Here is an 11,370-nt window from a genome sequence, read left to right as displayed (position 1 = left end):
CATGCCAACCAGTTCCGAGACCATACGACATGCGCTTGCGCAGCGCATCGTGAGCGGCGATCTGGAGCCGGGAACGGCGCTTGACGAAACCCGTCTGGCGGCAGAATTCAACGTCTCGCGTACACCGGTGCGGGAGGCCCTGCGCAAGCTTGGCGTGACCGGGCTGGTGCAGCAGTCTTCGCACCGGCGGACAATTGTCGCCAAACCAAGTGACAAGGAGCTCGCCAATATCTTCTTCGTCATGGCGCAGCTGGAAACCATGTGCGCCGGACAGAGCGCGCTCAATATGACCACGCGGCAGCGCCATTTCCTCCAGGCCATGCATGAAGAAATGGCGATCCTGGTTCGCAGTGGCAGTGGCAAGGACTACACGCTTGCCAACGAAGCGTTTCATTCGGCGATCTACGAGGGCACCGGCAATTCCTACCTGATGGAGCTGACCGCCAACACCCGGCTGAGGCTGCAACCGTTCCGGCGCGCCCAGTTCGAAACGCCGGGCCGGCTAGCCGCCTCGCATGCCGAGCATTCCGCCGTGGTCGAAGCCATCCTGCGCGCCGATCGGGATACGGCCGAGCAGGCCATGCGCGCCCATATCGGTTATGTCGAGGGCGCCTGGAAGCGGTTCTCCAACCGGGTTCAGGAACGGCTGGCGATATAGCGCCGCCAGGATCCGAAGCTCGAGATGTCGGTCGCGTCTTCAATGGCGATGCCTTCGGCGATAAAACCGTTGACCTGGGTTCCGTCCTCAAGCCGGACCGTGCCGATGCCAAGCGGAGCCGGCACCCCATCAACGAAACTGCCGAAACCGGCCGCATCCAGTGCCCAGACCTCCACTTCAATCGACACGCCGTTGCCGGGCTTGACCCGCGCCAGGCCGGGCTTTGGCGGGACTGTGCCCGAAAGCGCATGGAGCGCGTAGTCGGGGGCGGTGCGGGTTGCGGCGACCAGCCGAGCCTTGCGGCTTGTCAGTTCATGGTTGAGCGGCATTCCGCTCAAATGCGCGCCGACGACGCAGATCAGGATTTCGCCTGGACGGGAAGCAATCTCGTTTGCCTCGATCACACCGCTTTCGAGCCTCTGGCCAACCCCGGCAAGAAAGGCATCCGATCCCGCTGGGCCGATCAGCGTAAGCGATGAGGGCAGGCCATCGGACCGTGTCCCGACCGGAACCGAGATCCCCGCCATGTCAAGCAGGTTGACGAAATTGGTGTAGGTGCCGAGGTTGGAATTGAGCTGTACCGGATCGGCCTCGACTTCGGCTACGGTGTAGGCCGCGGGCAACGTCGGCACGGCGAAACAGTCGAGCCGCTCGATCACCGGTGCGACCTGCCGCTTCATGTCAGACAGCTTGTAGATCGCATCGAAGGTGTCCACGGCGGAGATTTTCGAGGCGCCGCTGATGATCTTGTGGGTGACCGGATGCAGCGCCGAGGGTTTGCTTTCGATCAACGTGCGTACCGCGTGAAAGCGCTCGGCCACCCAGGGGCCTTCATAGAGCAGCCGGGCCACGGCATGGAACGGTTCGAAATCGATCTCCTCGATCTCGCCGCCGAGTGCGGCTAGGGTCTCAAGATCGGCTTCATAGGCGGCCTGTGCTGCGGCATCGCCGAAGAACTGCCGCTGATCACGTCGCGGAACGCCGACGGTGAATGACTTGCCCGGCGCGGAAACGCCCGCATCGGGAAGTTGACGCGACATGAAATCGGCCGCGTCATAGGCTTGTGCCACCGAGGCGGCACGTGCTGCATCCGCGGTTCTTGCGGCGAAGATCGAGATGGTGTCGAGCGTCCGGCAGGCGGGCATCATGCCGGTTGCCGACAGCATGCCAAGGCTCGGCTTGAGCCCGACAATCCCGTTGAGCCCGGCGGGGATCCTGCCCGAGCCCGCCGTGTCGGTACCGAGCGAGAACGCGGCGATACCGGCGCCGACGGCGACGGCCGAACCGGAACTCGACCCGCCCGGGATCAGGTCTTGACGGATGCTGTTGCGCGGCACGCCGTAGGGCGAGCGCACACCGACCAGGCCGGTGGCAAACTGGTCGAGATTGCTCTTGCCGATGCAGATTGCCCCGGCCGCCTCAAGCCGTGCGACCGCAAAGGCAGACACGGTTGGCACATATCTGGCATCCGGGCAGGCCGCCGTTGTCGGAAGACCGGCCACGTCGATGTTGTCCTTGACGGCGAAGGGCAGGCCGAAGAGCGGTTTGCCCGCTGGCCCCTCGGCCTCCAGCCGCTTCGCATCCGCCAGGCAGTCGGCTTCGTCTCGCAGGGTGATGAACATTGCAGGATCGTCATAGGCGGCGTGCGCACGGAAGGCATGGCTGACCGCATCGCTCGGCGACATCGCTTGCCAGAAGGCGAAATTCTTTGCGGTTTTGTGACTGTACATGCGCTGTCTGCCTTGTGTGCCGTTTCATCGTCGCATCGTGCCGGAAAATGCCCGGACGCGCCAATGCTCAGCAAAGCAAGACCTGCGCCAGATCGGCTGGTGCAGGCTGGAATGTGCCGTCGATGCCACGGCGCATGCGAAAGGCTTTGCCGGGCGATCCACCCCTCAACCATGCTTAGCCACAAGTCCCGGTTTCTGGCTGGTTTCGGACGCCGGCCGCTGGAAGCGCAAGGGGAGCAACACCTGGTCAAGCCAAAGCCGGATGGACCGGAGCCGCTTTCCAACGGTTTCCCAGCAGCCACACGTATCGGCTGTCTGCCTCTTTATTGGGCGAATGCCGCGGCTTTGACCCCAACCACGCAGTCTCTGGGCCTATTCGGTGGGATGCCAACCAATCTCCATCTCCCGATTGGTGCGGGAGACCATATCATCCGGTTTCTAGATCACGTCGGTCTTCAGCAGCTGCTTGACCAGTGGATTGGGGAACCGCCGCACTTGCGTGACGGCGTAAAAGGTCTCCTGCAGTCCGGGCAGCCGGCTGGCCTCCCGCAGCAGGCCGTTCTTGAGTTCATCATTGACGACGATCGGCGGTACGACGGCAAGACCGACATCTTCGCGCGCCATCAGTCGCATCATGGCCATGTCGTCGACCTCCGCGGCGATCCGGGGCCTGACGCCAAGCCGGTCGGCCAGGGCGTCGAAGCTGGTTCTGACACCGCTTTCAAGGCTTGGCAGGATGATCGGGTTGTCTGCGAGCAGCGTCTTCAGGTCGCTCGTCTCGCCAACACGCCCCGGTGTTCCGACAAGACTCACCTGCTGGTCGGCCAGCTTGTGCGATATCCATGGCGTCGCGGAATCGCGCTGTGGCACCTGGTTGACCAGAACCACGTCCAGCCGCAGCGCTTCGAGTTCGCGCAGCAGGTCGGCAAGCCCGCCGGAGCGCAGCACGACCTCGACATCTGGAAGCGTCACCACCGGCCGCAGGAAACCGAGCTGGAAGTTGCGTGACAGCGTGGCGAGAGAGCCGACCCTGATCACCTGCCTGATCTGCCCGGACCGTTCCCTGAGTGTGCCCATGAGTTCGTCACCGGCGGCAAAGATGGTGTCGGCGTGGTCCAGCGCCACCCGCCCGGCTTCGGTCAGGATCAGCTGCTTTCCCCGCCGTTCGAAAAGCGCGTGCCCCACCTGCACTTCGAGCTTCTTGATCTGGATCGACAGCGCCGACTGGGACACGTTCAGCCTTTCGGCGGTCCGTGTCAGGTTGCCCTCATGCGCCACTGCCCAGAAGTAGCGCAGGTGATTGTAATTGAGCTGGCTCATAAATCGTTCTCCAATAAGAAACGATAAAGCACAAACAATGAATTTAATAAATCGAATTCCTGCTGCTATCCGGTGCGCACTTCAACACCGTTTCGGAGGCAGGCATGCAACTCGCATTCACTCTCTTGACCCTGGCCGGGCCATTGGCGCTCGTGGCGGCCTTTGCCGTGAGCAGGCGCGATCCCGGGTTGCGACCGGCAACCACCCATCTCGCCGCGGCGGTAGCCGGCACTGTGTCTCTGGCTGCCGCAATCTCCGGCCTGGCCGGGTTGCTTCTTGCCGGACCCTTCACCTGGGCGGCGGGCTCTGGCGTGCTGCAGATCTTCAGCCTTCGGCTCGATGTGCTGAGCATCACAATGTTGCTGCTGGTGTCGTTCATCGGCTCGGTGGTTCTTCACTACAGCCGCAATTACCTGGACGGGGACCCGCAGCAGGGACGTTTCACCGGATGGCTGTGTCTCACTCTGGCTGCGGTGATGCTTCTGGTTCTCGCCGGCAATCTGGTTCTACTGGTCGCCGCATGGATTTGCACAAGCCTGTTTCTGCACAATCTGCTTCTGCATTTTTCCCAAAGGGCCGGAGCGGTGCGCGCCGGACGCAAGAAGTTCATCGTTGCAAGGCTTGGCGATGCGGCACTGCTCTTCGCGGTGCTGCTGCTCGGCGCAGGTTACGGCACGATCGACATTGCGGAGATCCTGTCGGCTGCGCGTGACGGCCTGATACCTGGCGGAAGTCTCTGGGCGGCCGGGTTGCTGGCGCTCGCGGCCATTCTCAAGTCGGCACAGTTTCCGACCCATGGCTGGCTCACCGAAGTGATGGAAACCCCGACACCGGTGTCCGCGCTGCTGCATGCCGGTGTCATCAATGCAGGCGGTTTCCTGCTGATCCGTTTTGCCGATGTCATGCTGCTCGCGCCGGGCGTCCTTGCTGGTCTTGTCATGGTCGGCGGCTTCACGGCACTGCTCGGCGGTCTCGCCATGCTTGCCCAGCCGGCGGTGAAGACCTCGCTCGCCTGGTCGACCATTGCGCAGATGGGTTTCATGATCATGCAATGCGGGCTGGCGCTGTTTCCGTTGGCCTTGCTGCATATTGTTGCCCACTCGCTCTACAAGGCGCACGCCTTTCTCAACTCGGGCACGGCCGTCGATGCCGTGGCCTCGCTGAAGCGTCCCGGACCGATCGCCATCCCCAGCGGCAAGGCGGTTGTGCGCTCGTTTGCGATCGCGCTGGCGATCTACGCCCTGATCGGCTTCGCCTTCAGCTACGATACCAAGTCACCGCAGGCGATTGCCCTGGGCGCGATCCTTGTTTTCGGCGTCGCCTACCTGCTGGCACAGGGACTTGCCGACGCCGCGCCGCGAGCGCTTACCAGGCGCATGGCGGTCTATGCCCTGGTCACTTCGCTGAGCTATTTCCTGCTGCACACCGTGGCCAGCTGGATGACGTCCGGCACCCTGCCGCCAGCGCCGGATCCGGGTCCGCTTGAATGGGTGCTGATCGTGCTGGCGGTCGCAAGTTTCGGATTTGTGGCCTTTGCTCAGGCGCTGTTTCCGCTCTGGTCCGATCATCCAGCCGCCGCCGGTCTGCGCGTGCACCTTTCCAACGGGCTTTACGCGAACGCCGTCTTCGACCGGCTGATCGGCAACTGGTCGACCCGGCCTCTGCTCTCCGCAAATCAAGGAAATGACCAATGACAAGCATGGACATCCAAAGACCGGACCTTGCCGCTCTGGAAACGGCCGCCGATGCTGCCGCGCGGCAGATCCCGCCGCTCTGGCCACTTGCGTCCTCCGTTGCCGTCAATCCCTATCTCGGCCAGTCCGGCAAGACACTGGCTGAAACCGGCTCTCTCCTCGGACGGGTCGGCGGCGTATCGGTCACCATGCCGCGCGCCTGGTACAAGGAACGCATGGCCTCGGGCCAGATCACCGAGGCGGATCTGTCGGCTGCACTGGCAAGCTGCAGGGACGCCTCCAAGCCGGCCGACATCGCGGCGCTCAAGGCCCTGGCCTCGGAGCCCGTGGTGCAGCCGGAACCGCTTGACACCGTTGCAGATCTCGCTGCCGAAGCCGGTGGTATCGATTGGCCGGCACTGCTCGCAGAGCGCATCGGTATCTGGGCAGCCGGCTATTTTGATGCAGGACAGGCCCTGTGGGCCGCGCCGCGCGGCAATTCGGCCTGGGCCTCTTTCCGCTCGTTCGCGACCCATGACCTGACGCCCGAAATCGCCGGGCTGAAAGGATTTGCCCGGCTCGTGGCCGAGGCGCCCGATACCCCTGAAGCCGCCATTGCGCGGGCGGTGGATAGCCTCGATCTCAACGAGGCGGAACTGCCGGGCTATTTCCACCAGTTGCTGTTTGACCTGGGAGGCTGGGCGCAATTTGCCCGCTACCAGCTGTGGCGCGCCGAACTCAAGGGAACCAGTGACCGCACCATCGTCGATCTGCTGGCCATTCGTCTCCTTTGGGAAGAAGCGCTCTACATCCAGTATCGCTCAGCCATTGCCAGCGCATGGGCCTGTGTCCGCGCCATCCACGCGACGCCGGTTCAAGCGGAGCTGCCCGGTATCGTGGATACAATCCTGCAGGAGGCAGCGGAGCGTGCAGCGCAACGCGATCTTGCGGCGGTGCTGGCTGAAACAGCGCCGAATAAACACGTTGCGCGCCCGTCCCTGCAGGCAGCCTTTTGCATCGATGTCCGCTCGGAAGTCTTCCGGCGGGCGCTGGAATCGGTCGACCCATCGATACGCACGCTGGGCTTTGCCGGCTTCTTTGGCATGACGGTCAGCCACAAGGGCTTCGCCTCCGACGTGGAGGAGCTCCGCCTGCCGGTGCTGCTGAACCCGGGCGCACATTCCTGTTCCTCCCATGCAAGCTCCGGACCCGAGGACCTCGTCTCGCGCTACGCCGCGCGGTCCAAGCGTGCCTGGGGTCGCTTCAAGCTTGCCGCCGTTTCCTCCTTCGCCTTCGTCGAGGCCATGGGACCGGTCTATGCCGGCAGGATCATACGCGATGCCTTCGGGCTCCGGAAAGCAAGCGTGCCGATCGATCCGGCGCCGCGGTTCAATCCCGAACCGGATCTTGAAACCAGGATTGCGATGGCCGAAACAGTGCTGCGCGCGATGTCGCTGACCGAGGGCTTTGCCCGGTTGATCCTGCTTGCCGGACACGGCGCGAGTGTGGTCAACAACCCCTTCGCAAGCGGACTGCACTGCGGTGCCTGCGGTGGTCACTCGGGCGAGGTCAATGCCCGGCTGCTGGCCCGGCTTCTCAACGAACCCGAAGTCCGGAAGGGGCTCGCTCCGCGGGGAATAGCCGTGCCGGAAGACACGTTGTTCATTGCCGGTCTGCATGACACGACGACGGATGTGGTCACGCTTTATGACCGGGATGTGGAGGGCAAGGCCCATCAGCCAGATATCGAACAGGCCCGCAAATGGCTTGCCGCGGCCGGCAAAATGGCCCGGGGAGAACGAGCCCTGCGTCTGCCCCATGCGGCCGATGGGTCTGCGATTGCCAGACGCTCGCGCGATTGGGCGGAAGTGCGTCCCGAATGGGCGCTGGCCGGCTGCAAGGCGTTCATTGCGGCTCCGCGCGGAGACACCTTGGGACGGGATCTCAAGGGACGCGCCTTCCTTCATGATTACGATTGGCAACAGGATAGCAAGAACGGTTTCAGCGTGCTTGAGCTTATCCTGACCGCGCCCGTCGTTGTCGCCAGCTGGATCAGCCTGCAATATTACGGCTCGACGGTTGCGCCGGCCAGTTTCGGGGCCGGCAGCAAGCTCCTGCACAATGTCGTGGGCGGCGTCGGCGTGTTGGAAGGCAATGGCGGAACGCTGCGCGGCGGGCTCCCCGTCCAATCGGTCCATGATGGTGAGGCCCATGTGCATGAACCATTGCGCCTGTCGGTCTGCATAAGGGCCCCGCGCGAGGCGATTGCGGATGTGCTTGCAAAGCATGAGCAGGTGCGCACCCTGTTTGACAATCGCTGGCTGCATCTCTTCGCGATGAGCGAGGAAGGGCGCCTGGCCTGGCGCTACGACGGCGATCTGAAATGGGTGCCGTTCGAGGGCGTTGCGGAAGCTTAGAGCGTTTCCTGCCAATCCGGCCGCGGGCTGTCTTCAACAGAGCGCGGCCGGATTGTTTCTGGCTTGATCGTTTCTAGCCGGATCGTTCCTGGCTTGCCTGCACCGTGGCTTCCGGAGAAACCTCGAACGCCAGAAGCGCGGGAATGGCAAGTTGCTTTGCCCGCTCGACGCGTTCTTCGGTGTAGTAGCCAGCCTCGTGCAGCATGTTGACGGTGCCAATGAAATTGCCGCGGAAGATGAGCGGCAGATTGATCACCGAGCCGAGGCCAAGCGAGGCGATGAAGGCGTGGTCGGGAAAGACGTCCGCGAAGCCGTCGACCGAATTTGCGACAAAGGTTTCGCGCCGGATAATCACCTGATCTGTCCAGCGGTTGGGAACAATCGTCTTCAGACTGGAGAGCGGGTAGTTCTCGGGATCGCTGGTGTAGATCCGGGACGCAAGACCGCTTTCGGGACCGTTCATCTGGAAAACTGAGCAGGAAAACAACCTGTGGCCGATGGATGCCTGGCACAGCTCGTCGAGAGCGGGGAACAGGCTGGTCCATTTGTCGGTGCGGATGACGGCGTCGAAGCGCTGCAAAGCTGTGGTTTCGTCAAGCAAGGGTCATGATCTCCCTGTTGAATTGGGTAAGGCAGTCGTGACCATTGTCGGTGACGACGACATTGTCTTCGATACGAACGCCTATGTCGTTACGGCGGTAGAGGCCCGGCTCAATGGTAAAGACCATCCCGGTCCTTTGCGGGTCGGTGTTCGAGCGCATGACCGCGGGGGCTTCATGCACCTCGCGGCCCAGCCCGTGCCCGGTCTTGTGCAGGATCAGGTCGGCAAAGGGGGAATCCAGCAGCCGATCTGTGGCGGCCGCGTCGACGGCGCCGACGGGCGCGCCTGCACGAACCGCCTGCCGTCCGGCCTCGTTTGCCGACAGCACCGTTTCATAGATGGCTGCATGCGCGTCACTGGCATGCTCGCAAAACACGGTGCGGGTGATATCCGCATGCATGTCGCCGTAACTAGCGCCAAAATCGATCAGCAGCACATTGCCCGCCGAGACCGTTCGTTCTGACGCGTCTCCATGCGGATCAGCCGCTGCGCCGCCGCTCAGCACGATCGGCTCGAAGGCAAACCCTGTGGCGCCATGGGCGAGCATTGCCGCCTTGAGCCGTGCTGATATCTGCTTCTCGGTCTGCCCGCCGATCCCTGCATCATAGGTTTCCCCAAGAGCGGCTTCGCTGATCGCTATTGCGCGGCGCAGTTCGTCGATTTCCCGCGGGTCCTTTACAAGCCGCAAGTCGACAAGCGCCGGCTCGGCATCAACCAGACCCTCATGGCCGAAATGGTGGGCAAGCGAGCGGTACTCAGAGGCTCGCATGCGCAGGCCTTCCACCCCCAGCACGACGCCTTTGCCCAGCCGGTCGGAGAGGACCGCAAAACCGGCCGCCGGACCATTGCTGTCTTCCCAGTAAACCGTGTCGGCTTCCGGCATCGCGGAACGCCATTTCTGCTTTTCAAGTGCAGGCATCAGCGCATGTGAACTGCCATCGGCGCAAAGCACGAAAAGCGTCGGCCGTTCCATCAGGTGCAGATGGACACCCGTCAGATAAGCAAGGTTCGGTCCTGGCACGAAAGCCGCGGCGCCGAGCCCGGCTGAGCGCAGCAGATCTGCTGCCCGGGCGCGGCGTTTCGAGAAATCGCTCATCTCGCTTCCTCCTGAACAATGGACATCTCGTGCCCGAAACGCGGCGCCAGCCCTCCTTGAATCACTTTCGCTTCGAACAGGATCGCATCCCGTACGGCTGCATCACCGGCGTCTGGATCACTTGCAACCATTGCATCAACGATTGCCTGAAGCCGCGCCACAGCCTCTTTCTTTTGTTCCTGTGCCAGGTGCGGAAAGAAATACAGCAGCTTCATGCGAACAGAGGCGTCCTGAGCCTCGAGGAAGTATTTCTGCAGGAACCGGTTGCCTGCCTCCTTGGCGATAGAGCGGTTCAACTCGAGCTGCGCACGGAAAGCGCCTTCCACGTCATCTGCCTCCAGCTTGTCGGCATACTCCCTGACGAGGGTCTCCATTCTGGCTTTCTGCGACGTGCCGCGCATGGTCGCGGCACGGATCAGCCCCCTCGACAGCAGGATGAAGGTATCGAGAAAGGCCGCCTGATTGTGCAGTGACAGCGGCGCCACGATGGATGTCCGGTTTTGCAGGAACTGCACGAATCCCTCGTTCTCGAGCAACAACAACGCCTCGCGGACCGGTGTGCGGGACACGTCGTAGGTCTTTGACAATGCAACCTCGTCGAGTGCCGAACCAGGGTCGATGCGCAACCACTGAATGTCCTCGCGAAGCTTTTCATAGACCATCAACGCGCCGCGTTTTTTGCGCATCGGTGTTTCGTCCTTGGGTTTTCGCTCGGCATTTTTCATCATGATTTTCTTCTTGCATTAAGTTTGCATAAAAATCTTCTTGCATTAAGTTTGCATAATGTGCAACCTCAAAGCATCAGAGGAAGCAAACTTTTCAACGGAGAAAAAGTGATGGGAACTATCAAAAGGACACTGTTGGCTTGTGTAGCCTTGGCCGGAATGAACGGGATGGCTGCGGCAGAGGGTACAATCGCCTATTTTGCCGCGACTTCGCAGAACGGCTTCAATCAGGCCACCTATGAAGGCGTTCAGGAAGTGGCTGCCGCGCGGGGGTATGAGACGGAAATCCTCGACGGTCAGTTTGACGCCGCCCTCCAGTACAGCCAGATCGAGGATGCCCTTGCTGCTGGCAAATATGTTGGCATGATCGTCGCGCCCAACGATTCAGTCGGTGTCGCAGGAGCGTTCGAACAGGTCATTGCCGAGGGCGTTCCCATCGGCACGGTCCTGTTTCCGATCGGACCGAATCTCAATTCGCTCGATCCGCAGGTTGAGGGCATCACTGTCACGGCGGCCTCCCCACCGGTTCCCGGCGCTACGGCACAAGCCGAATCCGTGGTCGACTTCTGCGCTGACAAGGACCCGTGCAATGTGGTCATCATGATCGGCGCCAAGATTTTCCCCTTCGACAATCTTCGGCTTGAAACCTTCCAGTCGGTTCTGGCCAAGCACGGGAATATCAAGGTCGTCGCCGTCGGCGAGGGCTATTACTCGCCCGATCCGAGCCTGAAGGCGATGACCGACATTCTGCAGGCCAATCCGGATGTGGATGCGGTTCTTTCCAATGCGGATCAGCACCTGGCGGGTGTGGAAATCGCGCTTGAAGCGGCAGGCATGAACCCGGCTGATCTCTACCTGTCGGGCGGCGGTGCGGCAGCCATCGCGATCTCGGCAATCCGGGAAGGCCGCTGGGATTCGACGCTGGCTTACTTCCCCAAGACCATGGGCGCCCTGGCCATGGAGCAGATCGCCAATGCGATCGAGGGCAAACCGGTCACTCAGGCCATCAACATGGATGAGGCGGGACCGATCGAAGCCATGATCGATGCCGCTGTTCTTGAGGCCAATCCCGACTTCACCGGCGAGTGGGAACAGTAAGCAAAAGCTGAACGAGGCCGGTGGCGCGCAAGTGATGCGCGCCACCCCCAGT

Annotated in this window: 9 protein-coding genes; 4 read left to right on the top strand and 5 right to left on the bottom strand. The window is 62.2% G+C overall.

Annotated elements, in window-relative coordinates; translation table 11 throughout:
- Position 1: 1 nt before the first annotated feature.
- A complete protein-coding gene (locus SPHINGO391_RS17140; RefSeq protein ID WP_152009974.1) occupies positions 2 to 658 on the top strand; it encodes a GntR family transcriptional regulator in 657 nt (218 codons plus the stop codon).
- On the opposite strand, the gene atzF is transcribed toward SPHINGO391_RS17140, so the two are convergent.
- Together atzF and SPHINGO391_RS17130 are read right to left on the bottom strand one after the other, a co-directional pair.
- Entirely contained in the window at positions 637 to 2,388 is a 1,752-nt protein-coding gene (gene atzF, locus SPHINGO391_RS17135; RefSeq protein WP_152009973.1) for an allophanate hydrolase, read from the bottom strand. The genes SPHINGO391_RS17140 and atzF overlap by 22 nt on opposite strands.
- A gap of 438 nt (positions 2,389 to 2,826) precedes the next feature.
- Positions 2,827 to 3,708, bottom strand: a complete 882-nt coding sequence (locus SPHINGO391_RS17130; protein ID WP_152009972.1) for a LysR family transcriptional regulator — start codon at positions 3,706 to 3,708, stop codon at positions 2,827 to 2,829.
- A gap of 104 nt (positions 3,709 to 3,812) precedes the next feature.
- On the opposite strand from SPHINGO391_RS17130, the gene SPHINGO391_RS17125 reads away from it, so the two are divergent.
- A complete protein-coding gene (locus tag SPHINGO391_RS17125) occupies positions 3,813 to 5,402 on the top strand; it encodes a proton-conducting transporter membrane subunit (protein WP_152009971.1) in 1,590 nt (529 codons plus the stop codon).
- Complete coding sequence (locus tag SPHINGO391_RS17120; RefSeq protein ID WP_152009970.1) at positions 5,399 to 7,798, top strand: DUF2309 domain-containing protein; 2,400 nt, start codon at positions 5,399 to 5,401, stop codon at positions 7,796 to 7,798. Before SPHINGO391_RS17125 ends, SPHINGO391_RS17120 begins: the two co-directional genes overlap by 4 nt.
- A 73-nt stretch (positions 7,799 to 7,871) precedes the next feature.
- Here SPHINGO391_RS17120 and SPHINGO391_RS17115 read toward each other — a convergent pair whose 3' ends face one another.
- The 3 genes from SPHINGO391_RS17115 to SPHINGO391_RS17105 are packed head-to-tail and all read right to left on the bottom strand — an operon-like array spanning position 7,872 to position 10,223.
- Positions 7,872 to 8,399, bottom strand: coding sequence for a GAF domain-containing protein (locus tag SPHINGO391_RS17115; RefSeq protein WP_152009969.1), 528 nt, complete (start codon positions 8,397 to 8,399; stop codon positions 7,872 to 7,874).
- Entirely contained in the window at positions 8,392 to 9,495 is a 1,104-nt protein-coding gene (locus tag SPHINGO391_RS17110; RefSeq protein WP_152009968.1) for a Xaa-Pro peptidase family protein, read from the bottom strand. The genes SPHINGO391_RS17115 and SPHINGO391_RS17110 overlap by 8 nt, the downstream gene beginning before the upstream one ends.
- Entirely contained in the window at positions 9,492 to 10,223 is a 732-nt protein-coding gene (locus tag SPHINGO391_RS17105; protein WP_152009967.1) for a GntR family transcriptional regulator, read from the bottom strand. Before SPHINGO391_RS17105 ends, SPHINGO391_RS17110 begins: the two co-directional genes overlap by 4 nt.
- Before the next feature lie 165 nt (positions 10,224 to 10,388).
- Here SPHINGO391_RS17105 and SPHINGO391_RS17100 point away from each other — a divergent pair, with 165 nt between their 5' ends.
- The gene (locus tag SPHINGO391_RS17100; protein ID WP_193217330.1) at positions 10,389 to 11,318 is read left to right on the top strand and encodes a sugar ABC transporter substrate-binding protein; all 930 of its coding nucleotides are present in this window, start codon (positions 10,389 to 10,391) and stop codon (positions 11,316 to 11,318) included.
- Positions 11,319 to 11,370 lie beyond the last annotated feature (52 nt).

This window comes from Hoeflea sp. EC-HK425 (genome assembly GCF_902498795.1).
Classification (GTDB): domain Bacteria; phylum Pseudomonadota; class Alphaproteobacteria; order Rhizobiales; family Rhizobiaceae; genus Hoeflea; species Hoeflea alexandrii.
The sequence above is the reverse complement of the archived record's forward strand: the minus strand, read 5'-3'. Positions and strand labels throughout refer to the sequence as shown.